Genomic DNA, 21,315 nt, shown 5'->3' with positions numbered 1-21,315 from the left:
GTTTACTTATTTTGTAAGAATTGTATCACTTTGTTGAGATCACGGGTACGACTTGAGTTAGGTAAACTTTTCAAAAAAGTTTCGCCATAATTGCGCATCACTAATCGATTATCACAAATAATCACAACGCCACGATCTGTAATATCACGAATTAAACGTCCAACGCCTTGTTTCAAGGTAATTACCGCTTCAGGAATTTGAATATCATTGAATGGATCGCCACCTTGTAAACGACAATCCTCAATGCGAGCTTTCAACAAAGGCTCATCTGGTGCAGTAAAGGGAAGTTTATCAATAATGACTAAAGAAAGTGCATCGCCGCGTACATCTACACCTTCCCAAAAGCTAGAAGTTGCCACCAAAACGCTATGCGTTTCTTTTATAAATTGTTCGAGTAATTTGCCTTTTGAGGTTTCGCCTTGTAATAAAATCGAAAGATGACTTGTTTCACGGAAATATTCAGCTAAACCACGCATCATTGAATAAGAAGTGCAAAGAACAAAGCAACGCCCTTTGTTTGCTTCAATCACGGGTAATAACATTTCGCCTAGTGAATTTAATGTATTCACTTGATTGGTATTCGGCAAATATCGAGGCACACAAAGCAAAGATTGTTCAGGATAATTAAAGGGACTATATAAAATTTTTTGTGTCGCATTTTCAATGCCTAAACGTTGGCAGAAATGATTAAAAGTTCCCCCCACTTCTAATGTCGCAGATGTGAATATCCAAGCGGCTTCTTTCGCTTCGAGCTGAGCACCAAATTTATCGGCCACTGTCAATGGCGTAATATGTAAACCAAACTGGCGACCATTTCCTTCATACCAATAACAATAACCCACAATATTTGTTTCTGATAAACGTTTGAGCTGGATTTTAATGGACTCAACACGCTCAAAAATACTGTCTAAAGTTTGGGAACGACCAAGTGCTAATTTAATTACTTCAGATAAAAAATCTATTTTCTCTTGTAATAATTCAAAGGCTTTTTTTACCGCACTTTGCCTGTAAAGCTCACGCCAATTTCCTCGAACATTACTCCCATTACCCAGTAATAAACGAAAATCTTGTACCACTTTCAGTAAGGTATCAGATGTTGTGCCAAGCTGCTGCATATCTTTAAGTTCTGTGCGATAGACAATATTAATATCCTTGCATAAATCAAAAAGCTGGCGTGATGTTAAAGATTGACCAAAATACTGACTGGCAATATCTGGCAGCTGATGAGCTTCGTCAAAAATAATCACTTCTGCATTTGGAATAAGTTCGCCAAAACCACTTTCTTTCACAGCCATATCAGCAAAAAATAAATGATGATTAACTACAACCAAATCAGCATTTAATGCTTTTTTACGCGCACTTGCTACATAACATTCTGAATAATTAGGGCAATCGGTGCCTAAACAACTTTCAGCTGTACTCGTCAGTTGAGGAATAATTGGGCTATCTTCTGCAAGCTCGATACATTCTGTGAAATCGCCTGTTTTAGTACTATTATTCCATTTTCGTACTTTACTTAATTCAGCTAAAACAGACTTATCTCCAAGCACACCTTGAGCAATCACTTGATCTAAACGCTCTAAACAAAGATAGTTTGCCCGACCTTTTAGCAACGCAATTTTTCCCGTGAAATTAAGGGCTTTTTTAATAGCTGGAAGATCTCGATTAAAAAGCTGATCTTGAAGATTTTTAGATCCTGTAGAAATAATGGTTTTTTTACCAAAAACTAAAGTAGGCGCGAGATATGCAAAGGTTTTTCCTGTCCCCGTTCCAGCTTCAACTACAAGAGAAGATTTATTTTGAATTGCTTTACCTACAGCATGTGCCATTTCAAGTTGTTCAGCTCGAGGACGAAAACCTTTGATATTTTGGCTTAATTCGCCATTTAGTGAGAAAATATTGGCAATTTGATTTTCGTAATCCATCTAGTAAAACATATTTTTAAAGTAAATAACCGCAAAGATTGTCGCATAGAAACGCTAAATATCAAGAATAAAAATACTGGTGGCTTAAGATTACATAGAGGCTATTTTTAAAGAACGGTTATGTTTTGAATAGATTTTGCTCAATGAGAAAGGTCAAAAATGATTTGTCATTACCTTATCTTTTGCTAGTCAGACTAAAAGTGCGGTAAAAATTTTAGATGTTTTAAAATGAATAAAATCTTATTGAGTTTTTTCATAGATAGCTTGCTTATCCCAAAAACTGGTTCTAGAATACAGGGTTTATTGCGACCAATCGGGTGAGAATATGTTGGATAATTGCTTTTCTTTTCCTGTTCGTGTGTATTATGAAGATACTGATGCAGGTGGCGTAGTGTATCACGCTCGCTATTTGCATTTTTTTGAACGAGCAAGAACAGAATGTTTGCGTACATTAAATTTTACGCAACAAACCTTACTAGAGGAACAACAACTCGCATTTGTTGTCAAAACGCTCGCCATTGATTATTGCGTGGCAGCAAAATTGGATGATTTACTTATGGTGGAAACAGAGGTTTCAGAAGTAAAAGGAGCTACAATCCTTTTTGAACAGAGACTGATGCGCAACACCCTGATGTTATCAAAGGCTACTGTTAAAGTAGCCTGTGTTGATCTAGGCAAGATGAAACCTGTGGCGTTTCCCAAAGAAGTTAAAGCGGCGTTTCATCACTTAAAATAATTTTTCGGAGTATGCAATGACTGCAGAATTGAATTTTTTAGATCTTTTTCTAAAAGCAAGTATTGTTGTGCAACTGGTAATTGTGATTTTGATTTCTTTCTCAATCATATCTTGGGCAATTATTATTCAACGTAGCCGTATTTTAACGAATGCCTTAAAAGAAGCGCGTACGTTTGAAGATCGTTTCTGGTCAGGAGAAGATTTAAATAAACTTTATGAAGGGCTATCTAATCGTCGCGATGGATTAACGGGCAGCGAACAAATTTTTTGCGTGGGATTTAAAGAATTTTCACGTTTAAAACAAGTAAATCCAGACGCACCTGAAGCGATTATTAAAGGCACAATGCGTGCAATGAATCTTGCGATGAACCGTGAGATTGAAAGCTTGGAAAATCGAGTTCCATTTTTAGCCACAGTGGCATCTGTTAGCCCTTATATTGGTTTATTCGGCACTGTTTGGGGAATTATGCACGCTTTTATGGCATTAAGTGGTGCAAAACAAGCAACGTTACAGATGGTGGCACCGGGTATCGCCGAAGCCTTGATTGCCACTGCGATTGGTTTATTTGCCGCAATTCCTGCAGTAATGGCTTATAACCGTTTAAGCTTACGAGTGAATGCCATTGAACAAGATTACGGTAACTTTATTGATGAATTTACGACGATTTTACACCGTCAAGCCTTTGGTAAAGCCCCTCACTAAAAATAGGGAAAATTGACCGCACTTTGAAGAAAAAGTGCGGTAAAAATAAGTTAAAATTTTAGAGGAATATATGGCTCGTCGTCAGCGTAAAGCAATTAAATCTGAAATTAATATTGTGCCTTTTTTAGATGTGCTTTTAGTTTTAGTGTTAATTTTTATGGCAACCGCCCCTATTATTAGTCAAAGCGTTCAAGTTGAATTGCCTGATTCTGTGCAAAGCCAAGAGGTTTCTAATGAAGATAAAGTACCCGTCATTCTTGAAGTGGCAGGTATTGGAAAATATGCGATTTCTATTGGCGGAGAACGTCAAGAAGGTTTAACAGAAGAAATGGTTACTCAATTATCTAGACAGGAATTTGATAAGGATAATAATACGCTATTTTTAGTAGGCGGAGCTAAAGAAGTGCCTTATGAAGAAGTGATTAAGGCATTGAATTTACTTCATCTTGCAGGCATTAAATCTGTAGGTTTAATGACAAATCCCATTTAGCTAAGTAGGTAACACGTGCAAAATAATCGACAAAAGAAAGGAATCAATGCTTTTGCTATTTCTATCCTTTTGCACTTTATCTTGTTTGGCTTATTGATTTTAAGTTCATTTTATCACACCGTTGAAATTATGGGTGGTGGAGAAGGTGAAGGAGATGTAATAGGGGCAGTGATTGTTGATACTGGTACGGCTGCTCAGGAATGGGGGCGTATTCAACAACAAAAAAAAGGGCAAGCGGATAAACAAAAACGCCCAGAACCTGTTGTGGAAGAAAAACCACCTGAGCCTAATCAAGAAGAGATTAAGCATCAACAAGAAGTTCAACGACAAGAAGAGTTAAAACGTCAGCAAGAACAGCAACGTCAGCAAGAAATAAAAAAACAACAAGAGCAAGCTCGTCAAGAAGCGTTGGAAAAACAGAAGCAAGCTGAAGAGGCTAGGGCTAAACAAGCGGCTGAAGCTGCAAAATTAAAAGCAGATGCAGAGGCTAAACGTTTAGCTGCTGCGGCAAAACAAGCTGAAGAAGAGGCTAAAGCGAAAGCAGCAGAAATTGCTGCTCAAAAAGCAAAACAAGAGGCAGAAGCTAAGGCAAAAGCCGCTGCTGAAGCTAAAGCAAAGGCTGAAGCGGAGGCAAAAGCGAAAGCGGCAGCAGAGGCAAAAGCAAAAGCTGATGCAGAAGCTAAAGCTGCTACGGAAGCGAAACGTAAAGCAGATCAAGCAAGCCTAGATGATTTCTTAAATGGCGGAGATATTGGTGGCGGTAGTGCATCTAAAGGGGGAAACACAAATAAAGGTGGAACTCAAGGTAGCGGTGCTGCACTTGGCTCTGGCGATGGTGGTAAGGTTGGGGATCAATACGCAGGTGTAATTAAGAAAGAGATTCAACGTCGTTTCTTAAAAGATCCAAATTTTGCAGGAAAGGTTTGTCGTATTAAAATTCAATTAGGTCGAGATGGCACAATCTTGGGGTATCAAAAAATTTCAGGCTCTGATGATATTTGTTCAGCTGCATTAAGTGCGGTGGCTAGAACGAAAAAAGTTCCAGCTGCGCCATCAGATGAAATTTATGAAAAATATAAATCACCAATTATTGACTTTGATATTCGATAATTCTTTAGAAAAATTTATTGTTAAATTTTAAAGGTAACAAAATGAAATTATTAAAACGTTTAGTGAGCGTATTAGCGATTGTACTTGCTGTTGGAAGCAATGCATTCGCTGGCGATGAAGTACGCATTGTCATTGATGAAGGGGTTGATGGTGCGCGCCCTATTGCTGTCGTGCCATTTGTTGGTTCTGCACCAGAAGATATTAGTAAAATTGTTGCAGATGATTTACGTAACAGTGGTAAGTTTAATCCTATTGCGGTGTCTCAAATGCCTCAACGCCCAACTTCAGCTGCAGAGGTAAATCCTGAGGCTTGGTCGAATATTGGAATTGACGCAATTGTAATTGGGCAAGTGGTTCCATCGGGTAATGGTTATAGTATTACTTATCAATTAATTGATACGGTTGGTGCATCAGGTACGCCAGGGACTGTATTAATGCAAAATAGCTATACAGTGACAAATAAATGGTTACGCTATGGCGCGCATACTGTGAGTGATGAAGTTTTTGAAAAATTAACTGCGATCCGTGGTGCCTTTAGAACTCGTATCGCTTATGTTGTGCAAAAAAATGGCGGTTCGCAACCTTATGAAGTTCGTGTAGCAGATTATGATGGCTATAATCAATTTATCGTCAATCGTAGTGCCCAACCAATTATGTCTCCAGCTTGGTCTCCAGACGGCCAGCGTTTGGCTTATGTATCGTTTGAAAATAAAAAATCACAACTTGTTGTACAGGATTTAAATTCTGGCGCACGTAAAGTAGTGGCATCTTTTCAAGGGCATAATGGCGCACCAGCCTTTTCGCCAGATGGTTCTCGTTTAGCTTTTGCTTCTTCTCGTGATGGTGTTCTGAATATTTACGTTATGGGAGCAAATGGCGGTACACCTACTCAATTGACGAGTGGTGCGGGTAATAATACTGAACCAGCGTGGTCGCCAGACGGAAATTCAATTTTATTTACATCCGATAGAAGTGGTTCGCCACAAGTTTATCGAATGGATGCAAGCGGAGGTAGTGCAACAGCAGTGGGTGGTCGCGGCAGCGCGCAAATTAGTGCAGATGGAAAAACACTTGTGATGATTAATGGTAACAATAATGTAGTTAAACAAGATCTCACAACGGGCGTTTCAGAGGTACTTAGTACATCTTTTCTAGGCGAAAGTCCAAGCCTCTCTCCAAATGGAATTATGATTATTTATAGTTCTACACAGGGCTTAGGAAAGGTGCTACAATTGGTTTCTGCAGATGGTCGCTTTAAGGCGAGCCTTCCAGGAAGTGATGGTCAAGTTAAATTTCCAGCTTGGTCTCCATACTTAACTAAATAAAAAACTCATTTAGGAGAAATCTAATGAACAAATTTGTTAAATCATTATTAGTTGCAGGTTCTGTAGCTGCATTAGCAGCTTGTAGTTCATCTAACAACGATGCTGCAGGCAATGGTGCTGCTCAAACTTTTGGCGGTTACTCTGTTGCTGATCTTCAACAACGTTACAATACCGTTTATTTCGGTTTTGATAAATATGACATTACTGGTGAATACGTTCAAATCTTAGATGCGCACGCTGCATATTTAAATGCAACGCCAGCTGCTAAAGTATTAGTAGAAGGTAACACTGATGAACGTGGTACACCAGAATACAACATCGCATTAGGCCAACGTCGTGCAGATGCAGTTAAAGGTTATTTAGCTGGTAAAGGTGTTGATGCTGGTAAATTAGGCACAGTATCTTACGGTGAAGAAAAACCTGCAGTATTAGGTCATGATGAAGCTGCATATTCTAAAAACCGTCGTGCAGTGTTAGCGTACTAATTCTTAGTATTTCTAATACTTGAAAAACAGGATCCATTTTTTATTGGATTCTGTTTTGTTTTCATCGTTTGTAATTTAACCAATTAGCTTGAACGAATGAATTTATTCTTTCGATTCTAGAGCAAATGCGTTATCATAAATCCATTAGTACAGTGGGTCGTTAGCTCAGTCGGTAGAGCAGCGGACTTTTAATCCGTTGGTCGAAGGTTCGAATCCTTCACGACCCACCACTCTCTGATTTAGTTGTCCAGTTGGGTTGTTAGCTCAGTTGGTAGAGTAGCGGACTCTTAATCCGTCAGTCGAGAGTTCGAGTCTCTCACAACCCACCATTTTTATTATTCATCTCTAATATTTTAAATTTCTTTAATTTGCTTAAATTCTTGACTATTTTTAGCGGTTATTGTGGTAGAATACCCTTAAATTTTAGTCGGGTATCATTATGTTGGAAAATATTCGTATTGTTTTAATTGAAACTTCGCACAGTGGTAATATTGGTTCTGCGGCTAGAGCAATGAAAACGATGGGATTGACCCAGCTTTGTCTTGTTTCACCTAAATCTGTTGATGAACAATCTTATGCCCTTTCAGCTGGCGCAGAAAATATTGTAAAAAATGCTAGGGTTGTCGATAGTTTTGATGAAGCCGTCGATGATTGCTCTTTGGTAATTGGAACAAGTGCTCGCTTACGTCATTTACAAAATACATTGATCGAGCCTCGAGAATGCGCAGAGAAAGTTGTAGCGTATAAAGGCAAGATAGCTATTGTGTTTGGTCGTGAGCGTATTGGATTAACCAATGAAGAACTGCTGAAATGTCATTATCACTTGAATATTCCAGCGAATCCTGATTATTCTTCTTTAAATTTAGCAATGGCTGTGCAGCTGGTAAGTTATGAATTGCGTATGGCTTTCTTAGTTCAAAATAATAAGAAAAATTCACTTTCTTTAATAGAGAAAAACTATCCAACAACAGATCAGTTAGCTTATTTTTTTGACTACACAGAACGTATATATCAGTCTCTTGGATTTATTCAAAATCAAGGAGTTATGCGTAAATTAAAGCGTTTATACTATCGTGCAAAATTAGAGAAAAACGAATTAAATATTTTAAATGGTATGCTAAGTGCGGTTGAAAAACGAATTGATTTAACAAAAGAGAATAATTGACTAAATTAGTCAGATATGTAAGTATTGCGCAATTAATTTTTAGGGATTCTTTATGAAACTTACATCGAAAGGTCGTTATGCAGTTACAGCCGTTTTAGATATTGCTTTAAATGCAGATGGCGGGCCTGTAAGCCTTGCGGATATTTCTGAACGCCAACATATTTCCTTATCTTATTTAGAGCAACTTTTTGCTAAATTACGTAAAGACGGTTTAGTCAAAAGTGTTCGCGGACCAGGAGGTGGTTATCAGTTAGGGCTACCAAGTGAACAAATTTCTGTAGGAATGATTATTGCGGCAGTAAATGAAAATATTCACGTAACGAAATGTCTGGGGCGTGAAAATTGTAAAAATGGTGTGGAATGTTTAACTCACAAACTTTGGGAAGATTTAAGTTTACGTATTGAAAGTTTTTTAAATGAGATTACGTTAGCAGAGCTGGTAAATAAGCGTAATGTAAAACGTCAATCTCATCGTGATTTTAATAATTTATTAGTTAATCAATAAAAAAGATAAGCAGTATATTTTTTAATAAAAAAGTGCGGTTATATTTAGCATAATTTAGGAGTGAAAATGAAATTACCTATTTATTTAGACTACGCAGCGACCTGTCCAGTCGATGAACGTGTTGCGAAAAAAATGATGGCGTTTCTAACCATCGATGGCACATTTGGTAATCCAGCCTCTCGCTCACATAAATTTGGTTGGCAAGCAGAAGAAGCTGTTGATATTGCACGTAATCAAATCGCTGATCTCATTGGCGCAGATTCTCGTGAAATTGTCTTTACTTCTGGCGCAACAGAATCTGACAACCTCGCAATTAAAGGTGCGGCACATTTCTATCAAACTAAAGGTAAACATATTATTACCTGTAAAACTGAACATAAAGCAGTGTTAGATACTTGCCGTCAATTAGAAAGAGAAGGTTTTGAAGTAACTTATTTGTCTCCAGAAGCTGATGGTTTAATTGATTTAGAAAAATTCAAAGCTGCGCTTCGTCCAGATACAATTCTAGCTTCAATTATGCACGCTAATAATGAAATTGGTGTGTTACAAGATATTAAAGCTATTGGTGAGCTTTGTCGTGCAAATAAAACAATTTTCCATGTGGATGCAACGCAAAGTGTTGGTAAAGTTGAAATTAATTTGGAAGAATTAGCTGTTGATTTAATGTCGATGTCTAGCCATAAACTTTACGGGCCAAAAGGTATTGGTGCATTGTATGTTCGTCGTAAACCTCGTGTACGTTTAGAGGCGATTATTCATGGTGGTGGTCACGAACGTGGTATGCGTTCAGGTACATTACCTGTTCATCAAATCGTAGGAATGGGAGAGGCATATCGAATTGCAAAAGAAGAAATGGCATCAGAAATGCCGCGCTTAAAAGCACTTCGTGATCGTTTATATAATGGCTTAAAAGATATTGAAGAAACTTATGTAAATGGTTCAATGGAACATCGTTTAGATAGCAATTTAAATATTAGCTTTAACTATGTTGAGGGCGAATCCTTAATGATGGCGTTGCGCGATATTGCTGTATCTTCTGGTTCTGCTTGTACATCTGCTAGCTTAGAGCCATCTTATGTATTGCGCGCACTTGGCTTAAATGATGAATTGGCGCACAGTTCAATTCGTTTCACATTAGGTCGTTATACTACTGAAGAAGAAATTGATTACACAATTAATTTAATGAAAGGTGCGGTAGAAAAACTTCGTGCATTATCGCCATTATGGGATATGTTTAAAGAAGGTATTGATTTAAATACCATTGAGTGGTCTGCTCACTAATATTTAGTTGCCATTATCTGACAATGGCATTCACTAGAATTGAAAAAAGGAAAGTTAAAATGGCTTATAGCGAAAAAGTAATTGATCATTATGAAAATCCACGTAACGTGGGATCATTGGACAAAAAAGATAGCAATGTTGGTACTGGAATGGTCGGTGCACCAGCTTGTGGTGATGTTATGCAACTACAAATCAAAGTAGATGATAATGGCATTATTGAAGATGCAAAATTCAAAACTTATGGTTGTGGTTCTGCGATTGCATCTAGTTCATTAATTACTGAGTGGGTAAAAGGTAAATCTTTAGAAGAAGCAGGGGCAATTAAAAATAGCCAAATTGCTGAAGAATTAGAATTACCGCCAGTGAAAGTGCATTGCTCTATTTTAGCAGAAGATGCAATTAAAGCAGCAATTGCTGATTATAAAGCAAAACAAGGCTAATCATGTGAAAAAGTGCGGTCAATTTTGACCGCATTTTTAGCGGTGTTGGGGGATAGATGGGTATTACATTAACAGAAAAAGCAGCTCAGCGAGTGAAAGCCTTTTTGGATAATCGTGGTAAAGGTATTGGATTACGTTTAGGTGTGAAAACATCAGGTTGTTCTGGCTTAGCTTATGTACTTGAGTTTGTAGATGTTTTAAATTCCGAAGATCAAGTTTTTGAGCAGCACGGTGTTAATATTATTGTCGATCCAAAAAGTTTCGTTTATCTCAATGGCATTGAGCTGGATTATGTAAAAGAAGGCCTAAATGAAGGCTTTAAATATAATAATCCAAATGTAAAAGAATCTTGTGGTTGTGGCGAAAGTTTCCACGTTTAAGGTAATAATCTGATGTTCAATCCTTTTCAAATTTTTGATTTGCCAGTTGATTTTCAGCTGGATGAAAAAGTACTAAATGCACGTTATTTAAAATTACAAAAGGCCCTACATCCAGATAATTTTGTCTCAAGTAGTGCTTTAGAGCAACGTGTTGCGATGCAAAAATCTACCGAAGTGAATGATGCCTTAAAAACGTTAAAAGACCCAATTTTGCGAGCTGAAGCGATCATTGCTCTTAATACTGGTGAGCAGTTAGATCTTGAACAAAAAAGCACGCAAGATGTGGCGTTTTTAATGCAACAATTACAATGGCGCGAACAATTAGAAGAAGTTGAACGCCAGCAAGATGAAAGAGCATTAAATGCTTTTGCTAAAGAAATTAAACAAGAAACTCAATCATTATTGACCGCACTTTTTGAGAGTTTGAAATCTCAACAATGGGCGAGAGCATCTCAATACTGTGATAAATTACGTTTTACCCATAAACTTTCTGAAGAAATTGAACGTGTGGAAGAACGAATTTTTGAATTAGATTAAATCTGGGGGCAAATGTAATTTGCTCCTACGAGATGTGAATAAATAACACTATGCAAACTCTTGAACAGCTCACTAGTCCAGAACATTCTGCTTGGATAACCCTTTCCCAATGGATTGATAACGCTCGCAATCATTGTGAAGTAATTAAAAAAGATCAATCCAGTGCGGAGCGTGAGCTTTTTACTATGCAAATGCCAACATCCTCGCCAATGGGTGCAGTAATCTATGAAACAGGTGGAATTTTAATTCATTATGGTTGGTTACGTATTTTAGGTTCTGGAAGTTTTAAATTACCGCGTGGCTTGATGGATTGGAATTTCAGTAAATCTTTTAGTGAGTCAGGCGAAAAACCAAAATATTTATTAGTTGCAGATGATGTGATTGGTGGTTATTTTGCGTTAAATGGTGGTTCATTAGGCAATAATATTGGAAAAATTTATTACTATTCATCAAAAGATCTTACTTGGCATAATTTAAATTTTACTTACACAGAATTTTTAGCTTGGGCATTGAATGGCGATGTAGAGGCCTTTTATCAAGGGCTATTTTGGAAAAATTGGCAAGATGATGTAAAACAATTAGATGGTAACCAAGTTTTTGTATTTACGCCTGATTTAAACCAAGACAGAAAAATAGCAATTGATGAACGTCAAAAACAGGAAGTCAATATTGAAACCCATTACCAAGCAAGCTTTGCAGAAAAAAATAAATTTGATTTGGCGTATTCCGTCGCATAACTAGTAGAAAAATAGCATATGGCATTATTACAAATTGCAGAACCAGGACAAGCTGCGGCACCGCATCAACATCGTTTAGCCGTTGGGATTGATTTGGGAACAACCAATTCTTTGGTTGCATCCGTGCGTAGCGGGCAATCCGTGATTCTTAATGATGAACAAGAACGCAGTCTTGTGCCGTCAGTTGTTCATTATGGCGTTGAAGAGAAGAAAGTTGGTTTAGAAGCCTTTGAACAAGCCTCACTTGATCCCAAAAATACGGTGATTTCAGTAAAACGCTTAATTGGTCGCAGCCTTTCTGATGTTCAGTCTCGTTATTCTAGTTTGCCTTATGAATTTGTGGCGAGTGAAAATGGATTACCTTTAATTATTACGGCACAGGGGTCTAAAAGTCCAATTGAAGTGTCTTCAGATATTTTATCGCGCTTAAATCACATTGCAGAACAACGCCTTGGAGGTGAGCTTTCTGGGGTTGTGATTACGGTTCCAGCTTATTTTGATGATGCTCAACGTCAAAGCACTAAAGATGCTGCGCGTTTAGCTGGGCTAAATGTATTACGTTTATTGAATGAACCTACTGCAGCTGCACTTGCTTATGGATTGGATAGTGGGCAAGAAGGCATTATTGCGGTTTATGATTTAGGCGGTGGCACATTTGATATTTCAATTTTACGCTTATCAAAAGGTATCTTTGAAGTTTTAGCAACGGGGGGAGATACTGCATTAGGTGGAGATGATTTTGATCATTTAATTGCAGATTGGGTAATAGAACAAACTAAGCTAAAACCACAAACAGCAAATCAACAGCGTGAGCTAATAACCCTTGCCAACCAAGCTAAAATTACCTTGACTAATGAAAAAAGTGCGGTTATTTCTTGGCAAGATTTTTCAGTAGAGATTTTGCAGGAACAATTCAATGAATTAATTTATCCGCTTGTAAAACGTTCATTGCTAACTTGTCGTCGGGCATTGAAAGATGCCAATGTGGAATCCGAAGAAGTGCAAGCCGTAGTAATGGTTGGTGGTTCAACTCGCGTGCCTTATGTAAGAGAACAAGTTGGCGAGTTTTTTGGTAAAACACCATTAACCTCAATCGATCCTGATAAAGTTGTGGCACTTGGTGCTGCAATTCAAGCAGATATTTTAGTCGGGAATAAAACTGATTCTGATATGTTATTACTTGATGTTGTCCCGCTTTCCTTAGGCATTGAGACGATGGGCGGATTAGTGGAAAAAATTATTCCACGTAATACAACAATTCCTGTGGCTCGTGCGCAAGAGTTTACTACTTTTAAAGATGGGCAAACGGCAATGACTGTTCATGTGCTACAAGGCGAACGAGAGCTAGTCGATGATTGTCGTTCTTTAGGACGCTTTACTCTACGAGGTATTCCGCCAATGGCGGCGGGGGCAGCCCATATTAGAGTGACTTATCAAGTGGATGCAGATGGTTTATTAAGCGTTACAGCGATGGAAAAATCGACAAAAGTACAGGCTTCAATACAAATTAAACCATCTTATGGATTAACTGATGAAGAAGTAACCGCAATGATTAAATCTTCTTTTGATAATGCACAAGAAGATTTGCAAGCACGTGAATTGGCAGAGCAGCGTGTGGAAGCAGATCGTGTTATTGAAAGCGTGATTGTTGCGCTACAAGCAGATGGGGCTGAATTGCTTAGCACAGATGAATTTCATCATATTGAAACTGTGTTAAAACAATTAATGAATGTAAAACAAGGTTCAGATCGCGATGCAATTGCGCAAGGAATTAAAGCCTTAGACACTGCTACCCAAGAATTTGCTGCTCGCCGAATGAATGCATCAATTAATAAAGCTTTGACAGGTAAAAATCTGTCAGACATTGAAAATCCGTAAAACTGCAGTCAGATATTAAATAATTTTGAGGAAAGTATTATGCCAAAAGTGATTTTTTTACCTAATGAAGATTTTTGTCCTGAAGGTATGGTCGTTGATGCTGTAACAGGAGATAACTTATTAGAAGTTGCTCACAATGCGGGAGTAGAAATTCATCACGCTTGTGATGGTTCTTGTGCTTGTACAACTTGCCACGTGATTGTTCGTGAGGGTTTTGATTCTTTAAATGAAACGAGTGATCAAGAAGAAGATATGCTAGATAAGGCTTGGGGATTAGAAATGGATAGCCGTTTATCTTGTCAATGCGTCGTGGGAAATGAAGATCTTGTGGTAGAAATTCCAAAATATAACCTTAATCACGCAAATGAGGCGGCTCACTAATGAAATGGACAGACGCCCAATTAATTGCAGAAGAACTTTACGATCGTAATCCAGATTTAGATCCAAAAACAGTTCGTTTTACTGATTTACATAAATGGATTTGTGAACTTGAAGATTTTGATGACGATCCTAATAAATCAAATGAATCAATTCTTGAGGCTATTTTATTAAAATGGTTAGATGAATTTGAATAATCAGAAATTTGATTGAAAAAATACCCGCACTTTGATGCGGGTATTATTTTTTAAAGGTTGTTTAATTTCATTTTTGCCATTTGTTGTTCTAATTGGCTACCACTTTGTTGTGCTTGCTCAAAGCTGTTTTTCGCCGCAACTTTATCTCCTTTTGCAACTTGGATATCGCCCGTTAAAATCGCTTTGCGAGCATTAAAACTTTCGCCTTTCACTTGGTTTAAGGTGCTTAAAGCATTATCTAATTGGCCTAATTGGAATTGTACTGCACTGAGACGTAATGCAACAATAGATGTTAATACTTCATCTTGAGATTGGGTTAATGCTTGGTTTAAATTTGCTTCTGCTGCTGAAAAATCTTGTTTTTCAGTGGCTTTTTTCGCTTCATCTAACAAAGCAAATACAGCGTATGCAGTTTTGCTATTCGCTTGCACAAATTGTTCTATATTTGCTTTTTTAGCCTGTTCGTCTTGTTGCACAGAATTAATTAAAGTATCGTATTGTGCAGAAGCTTGAGCGATTTGTTCTGCTTGGTGAGTTTGCCAATAACGCCATCCAAACATACCACCCACACCTAAGATAAAAGCGACAATAATTGTTTTGCCATTCTCTTTCCACCAGTCTTTTAACTGGTTAATCTCTTGTTCTTCTTCAATGGAATAAGCCATGTTTTTCCCCTTTTAAATTAAAATTGAGTTTGAAGATAGTCGATTATATTCACTAAATCTAAGGTTTGCTGATCTGTGCCACCTTGCAAGTGTTTAACAACGACTTGTTTATTTTGTACTTCGCTTTCGCCGATAACTAATGCCAATGTTGCACCAGATTTATCTGCACGTTTAAATTGTTTTTTGAAATTACCGCCAGAGCAGTGCAACATAGTATTTAAGTGCGGTAATTCTGAGCGTACTTTTTCCGCTAATTCAAAAGCGGCTAATGTTGCGCCTTCGCCTTGATAAACAACATAAATATCCACCGCACTTTTCGCAGGAACATTTGGATTAACTTCTTGTACCAACAAGACTAAACGCTCTAATCCCATCGCAAATCCGATACTCGGTGTTGCGTGTCCGCCAAGTTGTTCCACTAAACCGTCATAACGACCGCCGCCACATACAGTACCTTGTGCGCCAAGAGCAGAGGTTACCCATTCAAATACAGTTTTGTTGTAATAATCTAAACCACGAACGAGTTTAGGATTAATTTCATATTGAATACCAACAGCATCTAATAATGAACATAATTGTTCAAAATGCGCACGGCTTTCATCATCTAAATAATCAAGCAATTTAGGCGCGTTATCTAATACTTTTTGTAATTCTGGATTTTTTGTATCCAAAATACGAAGCGGATTTCTTACTAAACGCTCTTTTTCTTCATCGCTCATTAAATCTTGATGGTTTTCTAAGAATCCAACCAACGCTGAGCGATAATTTGCGCGTGCTTCTAAAGAACCAATTGAGTTAAGTTGAAGTGTAACATGTTGATCGATACCTAACGCTTTCCATAAACGATAGGTAAGCATGATTAATTCTGCATCGATTTCTGGATTCGCAATACCGAATACTTCAACACCTGCTTGATGGAATTGACGGTAACGACCTTTTTGTGGACGTTCATGACGGAACATTGGCCCCATATACCATAAGCGTTGTTCATTGTTATAGATCCAACCGTGTTCAATGGCGGCACGCACACAACCTGCAGTGCCTTCAGGGCGTAAGGTTAATTGTTCATCGTTATCCCAAAATGTGTACATTTCTTTTGAAACAACATCTGTCACTTCACCGATTGCACGAGCGAATAATGGTGTACTTTCTACAACTGGCATACGCACTTCGGAATAACCGTAGTTGTTTAATACCTGGCGTACTTGCGCTTCAATCCATTGCCATAATGGAGATTCTGTTGGGGCGCAATCGTTCATACCACGAATTGCTTGAATTGTTTTTGCCACGAGCTTTCCTTAAATAATTCTGTTTTTTGGATCTTGTCGTGCGACTTTCGCACGAATTTTTGCTTCTAATTGGTTCACTATATCTTCGTTATCAAAACGCTCTTTTTGGCGTTCGCCGTCAAGATAATAACCGCTTTTTTTGTTACCGCCCGTTACGCCCAGATCGGAGATGAGTGCCTCGCCAGGACCATTTACTACACAACCGATAATAGATACATCCATTGGTGTAATAATATCTTCAAGGCGTTGTTCTAGCGCATTTACTGTACCGATTACATCAAATTCTTGGCGAGAACAGGTTGGGCAAGCAATGAAGTTAATTCCTCTTGAACGAATCCGTAAAGATTTCAAAATATCAAAACCGACTTTGATTTCCTCTATGGGATCTGCCGCCAAAGAGATGCGCAGTGTATCGCCAATGCCCTCAGCTAATAACATTCCTAAACCCACCGCAGATTTTACTGCGCCAGCGCGTGCACCACCTGCTTCTGTAATGCCTAAATGTAAAGGCTGTTTAATTGCTTTAGCCAGTAAACGATAAGATTCAACCGCTAAGAATACATCGGAGGCTTTTACGCTCACTTTAAACTGATCGAAGTTAAGACGATCTAGAATTTCTACATGACGCAATGCGGATTCTAACAAGGCTTCTGGCGTTGGTTCGCCATATTTTTCTTGCAAATCTTTTTCTAAAGAGCCTGCATTTACACCAATACGAATCGGAATATTTTTGTCTCGCGCACAATCAACAACGGCACGGACGCGATCTTCACGACCAATGTTGCCAGGATTGATACGTAAACAATCCACTCCATATTCTGCGACTTTTAACGCGATACGATAGTCGAAATGAATATCTGCTACGAGCGGGATATTCACTTGTTGTTTAATTTGTTTAAATGCTTCCGCAGCATCCATTGTTGGAACAGATACACGAACAATATCTGCACCAACACGTTCTAATGATTTAATTTGAGCAACTGTCGCTTCCACATCAGTGGTGCGAGTATTTGTCATTGATTGCACGGCAATCGGCGCATCCCCACCAATTGGTACATTTCCCACATATATTTTTGTCGATTCACGACGCTTAATAGTTGGCTGAAAAGCTGACATTATTTTTCCTAAGGTTGTGAAAGTTTGAATTTTGCTACACGGCCATCCACTTTCAGAGGATAATTCTCGCCTTTGTAAGTGATACGCACATTGCTTGGTGCACCTACAATTAATGAAAATTCATTGCCATTAAAGGTTAATATTTCGCCTTGTTTATATTCTTTTTGTGCTAATACGTGGCGAGCGTTATCTTTTACACTAATCCAACTGCTATTTGTCAATATTTCAATCACTAAATCGCCTTTTGCTATAGGTAACGTTGGAGAAATACTTGGATTTTCGACCGCACTTTGAATGTCTGAAACTGATTTTTCATCGTTTTTGGGTTGTGAAACGCTATTTTCTTGTGCTATTTCTGGTAACAGATTATTTGTTATTTCTACTGGTTGTGAGACTGGTGCTGCTGTTTCTGGTGCAGATTTATTAGTTTCTTCTGTTGTCACAAGAGCGGTGGCGGGCTGATTGTTTTCGGTAGAGGCAACATAGCTTTGCACTAAATCATCGCGTTCTTGAGTATTTTGTTGATAACTCTGCCACCACCAAAGCCCAGTCATACCAATTACAATCACGAATACTATTGCGGTTAAACGCCCGATCCAACGATTGTGAGAGGAATATTGATTAACGGCACGGGTTGAACGTGCATTTTTCCCTAAATCATTTTTTTCTGTTTCAGCAAAAATAATATTTTCCCACACAGAATCTGGCAAACGTAAGAACTTTGCATAGCTACGCACATAACCTTTTACAAAGATTGCAGGGGTAGATTTTTGAATAAATTCATTATTTTCAAGTTGCTCTAATATAGAAGGGCGTAGCGTGATTTCTTTAGCGACATCTTCAAGAGAAAGATTTAAGGCTTCGCGTGTTTGACGAAAAATCTCACCAGGGGAAAGCACTTGCTCAGTAGTTGGATTCATAAATTTAATCAAATAATTAGGCGGTAAATGGAGGCTAAATTTTAAAGTCCAATACTTGATTTGGCAATGCTTTATTTTAGACTATTGAATTTTTCCGCACGTTTTCCATCGATTTGACGTAATTTTTCTAAAGTTTGCTGATAAATATCCATTTTTTGCGCGGAATAAGCACAAAGCACGATATTTTCAAATGTATCTGCTTGATGATAATAATTCGGCGAATTAAGTGCTAATTCAAATTGTTGCTGAGCTTGTTCAAATTTCTTTTGACTACATAGAAACGTACCAAAATTATTATGCACATCGCCTTGTTTATGATTAAGGTTTACGGCTATTTCATACTCACGAAAGGCATTTTCTATTTGCCCTTGTTGTTGATAATAATGTGCAAGTGCTGAATGCACGAGATAGTAATTTTTATCGTGTTGAAGTGCTTTGTCTAAGTTGATTTTAGCCAGTTGAGGATTATTTTGCTGAAGATAGCTCAAAGCGAGTTCCACACGCGCTTTAGCGGCAGCTTGATGATTTAAGCTAGATGCAGATTGTGAAACGCAAGCAGAAAAAATGAAAGGGAAAATAACCGCACTTAGTTGTTTACTTATTGTTTTCATTTTTTCTCCTTTTAACTGGGCAGGAAGAAATATTTAATATGCTTTAATTTGTATGAAAACATAGGGCATGTGAACTTGATTAATTCACATACCTAGAATATTAATTAACTTCTGTCACCCCAATATTTTGTCCAAATTGGCGTTTCATTGCCGTACGTTTAGTACGATCGATAACATCTCCCGCTAATTGCCCACAGGCTGCGTCAATATCATCTCCACGGGTTTTACGGATAATCACGGTAAAATCATATTCCATTAAGGTTTTTTGGAAGCGATCGATGCGCGTATTCGAGCTTTTTGCATAAGGTGCTTCTGGGAACGGATTCCACGGAATTAAATTAATTTTACAAGGCGTATTTTTTAATACGTCTGCAAGTTGATGAGCGTGTTCTACGCCATCATTTACATGATCGAGCATCACATATTCAATCGTCACTTTGCCGTGATTCGCATTTGATACTGTCAAATAACGATTTACCGAGTCAATCAATGTTTTGATATTGTATTTTTTGTTGATTGGCACAATTTCATCACGTAATTCATCGTTTGGGGCATGCAATGAAATAGCCAAAGCCACATCGATCATTTTGCTCAAATTATCTAATGCTGGCACAACACCAGAAGTCGATAAGGTTACACGACGTTTTGATAAACCGTAGGCAAAATCATCTAACATAATTTCCATTGCAGGAACAACATTAGCAACATTCAATAAGGGTTCGCCCATTCCCATCATTACCACATTTGTAATGGGTCTAACGCCAGTTACGCCAAAGTTGCCAATAATTTTAGAGGCTCGCCATACTTGACCGATAATTTCTGAAACCGTTAAATTGCGGTTAAAGCCTTGTTGTGCGGTTGAACAGAAGGTACAAGCTAAGGCACAGCCAACTTGGGAAGATACACAAAGCGTCGCACGATCTGCTTCGGGAATATACACAGTTTCAACTTGCTGCTCGCCCACTTGCATTGCCCATTTTATCGTGCCATCGGCTGAACGCTGCTCAACGGCAACTTCTGGGGCTTTAATTTCTGCAACCGCCTTAAGTTTTTCACGTAATTTTTTATTAATGTTTGTCATATTGTCGAAATTATCTTCGCCAAAATGATAAATCCATTTAACTAACTGATCTGCTCGGAATGGTTTTTCGCCGAGTTCTTTAAAAAATTCGCGCATTTGTTGGCGCGTTAAATCCATTAGATTAATTTTTTTAGCGGGTGCATCTGATTGCACAGACAATAATTCTGACATTTTAGCCTCGTTATTACACATTGTGGCGATAGCATTGTGCAGGTGTTTTTATCAAAAACTCACAACGAAAAATTCGCAATTAAAAAATGAACGGCGATTGTACAGATTTGTCACCGCATAATCTAGCGGAATTGAAAAACGATAGAAAATCTTACCGCACTTTTTTGCGATCTAGATCGCAAATATTTTCAATTACAGCGGAAAAAGTGCGGTAAAATATCAGCCTATTTTTTAAGGTGACCAATAATGTTTAAAAAAGCTTTATTTATTTTATCTTTGTGTCCTTCTTTTGCGCTGGCACAGTCTTATGTTGTGTATGATTTTACCCATAATCGAGTGTTGGAAAGCCACGCATCTGATAGTATTCAGCCTATTGCCTCTGTAACAAAATTAATGACGGCTAATGTATTTTTAGAGAATAATAAAAATCCTAATTGTCGAATCGCAATCACAAAAGAGGATACGGATCGAATTAAAGGCACTGGAACAAAATTACCTAAAAATATTCCTATTTCTTGTAACGAATTATTGAAAGCAATGCTTGTCCATTCTGATAACTATGCCGCCCACGCACTTTCTCGTGCAGCGGGAATAAGTCGTCGCCAATTTATTAAGAAAATGAACGAAAAAGCCCATCAACTTGGTATGTATTCTACTCGTTTTCACGATAGTTCAGGATTATCTAGCTATAATATTTCCAGCCCAATGGATTTAGTTAAGCTCGCCAAATATTCATTAAATAAATCGGACATTAAACGTTTATCTAATCTTAGTGCAACTTATATCCAAGCAGGGAAACACAAACTTTATATTAAAAATACCAATAAGTTAGTGCGTGATGAAATTTTTGATGCGGCAGTGAATAAAACAGGCTACATTCAAGAATCTGGTTATAATCTCGTTTTCATTAATAAACACCCATGCAAAAATGCAACTATTGGCGTAATTAGTTTAAATAACACTTCCTCAGCGTATCGTTCTAGTTTTACTAAAAGCAAATTAGAAAAATTCGGCTGCACAGCATTAAATGGAAGAACAATTCGTGATGTAGCAGGAGAAGCCCAATATGAAGATGGCTATGATGAAGTGGGATTTAATACGCTAATTCAGAAATTATCAAAATAATGTTCATAAACATAAAAATGCGAGATAACAGTTTGTTTTATCTTGCGTTTTTTAGCTGATGAGCA

At 37.8% G+C, this 21,315-nt stretch carries 24 protein-coding genes and 2 tRNA genes; 19 read left to right on the top strand and 7 right to left on the bottom strand.

The window, feature by feature from the left end:
- Nucleotides 1–2: 2 nt before the first annotated feature.
- On the bottom strand, nt 3–1,925 hold the full coding sequence (gene yoaA / locus DV356_RS06470) for a DNA repair helicase YoaA (protein WP_044364805.1): 1,923 nt from the start codon (nt 1,923–1,925) through the stop codon (nt 3–5).
- A gap of 325 nt (nt 1,926–2,250) precedes the next feature.
- Here yoaA and ybgC point away from each other — a divergent pair, with 325 nt between their 5' ends.
- The 18 genes from ybgC to iscX all read left to right on the top strand — a co-directional run bounded on the left by ybgC (nt 2,251) and on the right by iscX (nt 14,272).
- The gene (gene ybgC, locus DV356_RS06465) at nt 2,251–2,661 is read left to right on the top strand and encodes a tol-pal system-associated acyl-CoA thioesterase (protein ID WP_015701607.1); all 411 of its coding nucleotides are present in this window, start codon (nt 2,251–2,253) and stop codon (nt 2,659–2,661) included.
- A 16-nt stretch (nt 2,662–2,677) separates the two neighbouring features.
- Nucleotides 2,678–3,364 carry a protein TolQ gene (gene tolQ / locus DV356_RS06460; RefSeq protein WP_005649191.1) on the top strand — a complete coding sequence of 229 codons (687 nt, stop codon included), beginning with the start codon at nt 2,678–2,680 and terminating at the stop codon, nt 3,362–3,364.
- 70 nt (nt 3,365–3,434) lie between these two features.
- Nucleotides 3,435–3,854, top strand: a complete 420-nt coding sequence (gene tolR, locus DV356_RS06455) for a colicin uptake protein TolR (RefSeq protein ID WP_005649190.1) — start codon at nt 3,435–3,437, stop codon at nt 3,852–3,854.
- 15 nt (nt 3,855–3,869) lie between these two features.
- Nucleotides 3,870–4,964, top strand: coding sequence for a cell envelope integrity protein TolA (gene tolA, locus DV356_RS06450; RefSeq protein WP_118806696.1), 1,095 nt, complete (start codon nt 3,870–3,872; stop codon nt 4,962–4,964).
- 41 nt (nt 4,965–5,005) lie between these two features.
- Nucleotides 5,006–6,289 carry a Tol-Pal system beta propeller repeat protein TolB gene (tolB, locus tag DV356_RS06445; RefSeq protein ID WP_105898070.1) on the top strand — a complete coding sequence of 428 codons (1,284 nt, stop codon included), beginning with the start codon at nt 5,006–5,008 and terminating at the stop codon, nt 6,287–6,289.
- Between the two features lie 23 nt (nt 6,290–6,312).
- Entirely contained in the window at nt 6,313–6,774 is a 462-nt protein-coding gene (pal, locus tag DV356_RS06440) for a peptidoglycan-associated lipoprotein Pal (RefSeq protein ID WP_005652235.1), read from the top strand.
- Between the two features lie 154 nt (nt 6,775–6,928).
- Nucleotides 6,929–7,004: transfer RNA gene (locus tag DV356_RS06435), tRNA-Lys, on the top strand.
- Nucleotides 7,005–7,027: 23 nt separating this feature from the next.
- Nucleotides 7,028–7,103 (top strand) — tRNA-Lys (locus DV356_RS06430).
- A gap of 110 nt (nt 7,104–7,213) precedes the next feature.
- The gene (trmJ, locus tag DV356_RS06425) at nt 7,214–7,939 is read left to right on the top strand and encodes a tRNA (cytosine(32)/uridine(32)-2'-O)-methyltransferase TrmJ (protein ID WP_005654873.1); all 726 of its coding nucleotides are present in this window, start codon (nt 7,214–7,216) and stop codon (nt 7,937–7,939) included.
- A 52-nt stretch (nt 7,940–7,991) separates the two neighbouring features.
- Nucleotides 7,992–8,444: a Fe-S cluster assembly transcriptional regulator IscR gene (gene iscR / locus DV356_RS06420; protein ID WP_005662648.1), complete on the top strand. Its 453-nt coding sequence runs from the start codon at nt 7,992–7,994 to the stop codon at nt 8,442–8,444.
- Between the two features lie 66 nt (nt 8,445–8,510).
- Nucleotides 8,511–9,725 carry an IscS subfamily cysteine desulfurase gene (locus tag DV356_RS06415; RefSeq protein ID WP_021035653.1) on the top strand — a complete coding sequence of 405 codons (1,215 nt, stop codon included), beginning with the start codon at nt 8,511–8,513 and terminating at the stop codon, nt 9,723–9,725.
- Between the two features lie 59 nt (nt 9,726–9,784).
- A complete protein-coding gene (gene iscU / locus DV356_RS06410) occupies nt 9,785–10,165 on the top strand; it encodes a Fe-S cluster assembly scaffold IscU (protein WP_005654861.1) in 381 nt (126 codons plus the stop codon).
- A gap of 56 nt (nt 10,166–10,221) precedes the next feature.
- Complete coding sequence (iscA, locus tag DV356_RS06405) at nt 10,222–10,545, top strand: iron-sulfur cluster assembly protein IscA (protein WP_005688927.1); 324 nt, start codon at nt 10,222–10,224, stop codon at nt 10,543–10,545.
- A gap of 12 nt (nt 10,546–10,557) precedes the next feature.
- Entirely contained in the window at nt 10,558–11,082 is a 525-nt protein-coding gene (gene hscB, locus DV356_RS06400) for a Fe-S protein assembly co-chaperone HscB (RefSeq protein ID WP_112087524.1), read from the top strand.
- Nucleotides 11,083–11,132: 50 nt separating this feature from the next.
- Nucleotides 11,133–11,819 (top strand): DUF2625 domain-containing protein, encoded by a 687-nt coding sequence (locus tag DV356_RS06395; RefSeq protein WP_005649159.1) that lies wholly within the window; start codon nt 11,133–11,135, stop codon nt 11,817–11,819.
- Nucleotides 11,820–11,837: 18 nt separating this feature from the next.
- A complete protein-coding gene (gene hscA, locus DV356_RS06390) occupies nt 11,838–13,697 on the top strand; it encodes a Fe-S protein assembly chaperone HscA (protein WP_118806695.1) in 1,860 nt (619 codons plus the stop codon).
- A 39-nt stretch (nt 13,698–13,736) separates the two neighbouring features.
- A complete protein-coding gene (fdx, locus tag DV356_RS06385; protein ID WP_118806694.1) occupies nt 13,737–14,078 on the top strand; it encodes an ISC system 2Fe-2S type ferredoxin in 342 nt (113 codons plus the stop codon).
- Entirely contained in the window at nt 14,078–14,272 is a 195-nt protein-coding gene (iscX, locus tag DV356_RS06380; protein WP_005659903.1) for a Fe-S cluster assembly protein IscX, read from the top strand. The genes fdx and iscX overlap by 1 nt, the downstream gene beginning before the upstream one ends.
- Before the next feature lie 50 nt (nt 14,273–14,322).
- Here iscX and DV356_RS06375 read toward each other — a convergent pair whose 3' ends face one another.
- From DV356_RS06375 to rlmN, 6 genes are all read right to left on the bottom strand, one after another.
- Nucleotides 14,323–14,937, bottom strand: a complete 615-nt coding sequence (locus DV356_RS06375) for a YfgM family protein (protein ID WP_005693794.1) — start codon at nt 14,935–14,937, stop codon at nt 14,323–14,325.
- A 17-nt stretch (nt 14,938–14,954) separates the two neighbouring features.
- The gene (hisS, locus tag DV356_RS06370; RefSeq protein WP_116962329.1) at nt 14,955–16,226 is read right to left on the bottom strand and encodes a histidine--tRNA ligase; all 1,272 of its coding nucleotides are present in this window, start codon (nt 16,224–16,226) and stop codon (nt 14,955–14,957) included.
- 9 nt (nt 16,227–16,235) lie between these two features.
- A complete protein-coding gene (gene ispG / locus DV356_RS06365) occupies nt 16,236–17,342 on the bottom strand; it encodes a flavodoxin-dependent (E)-4-hydroxy-3-methylbut-2-enyl-diphosphate synthase (protein WP_005656366.1) in 1,107 nt (368 codons plus the stop codon).
- A gap of 8 nt (nt 17,343–17,350) precedes the next feature.
- A complete protein-coding gene (locus DV356_RS06360; RefSeq protein ID WP_112119363.1) occupies nt 17,351–18,262 on the bottom strand; it encodes a RodZ domain-containing protein in 912 nt (303 codons plus the stop codon).
- A 71-nt stretch (nt 18,263–18,333) separates the two neighbouring features.
- Entirely contained in the window at nt 18,334–18,873 is a 540-nt protein-coding gene (gene pilW / locus DV356_RS06355) for a type IV pilus biogenesis/stability protein PilW (protein ID WP_075913234.1), read from the bottom strand.
- Nucleotides 18,874–18,973: 100 nt separating this feature from the next.
- Nucleotides 18,974–20,125: a dual-specificity RNA methyltransferase RlmN gene (rlmN, locus tag DV356_RS06350; RefSeq protein ID WP_005662659.1), complete on the bottom strand. Its 1,152-nt coding sequence runs from the start codon at nt 20,123–20,125 to the stop codon at nt 18,974–18,976.
- Between the two features lie 246 nt (nt 20,126–20,371).
- Here rlmN and DV356_RS06345 point away from each other — a divergent pair, with 246 nt between their 5' ends.
- A complete protein-coding gene (locus DV356_RS06345) occupies nt 20,372–21,250 on the top strand; it encodes a D-alanyl-D-alanine carboxypeptidase family protein (RefSeq protein WP_112087529.1) in 879 nt (292 codons plus the stop codon).
- The last annotated feature ends 65 nt before the right edge of the window (nt 21,251–21,315 follow it).

Source organism: Haemophilus influenzae (assembly GCF_003494325.1).
Taxonomy (GTDB): Bacteria; Pseudomonadota; Gammaproteobacteria; order Enterobacterales; family Pasteurellaceae; genus Haemophilus; species Haemophilus influenzae_I.
The sequence above is the reverse complement of the archived record's forward strand: the minus strand, read 5'-3'. Positions and strand labels throughout refer to the sequence as shown.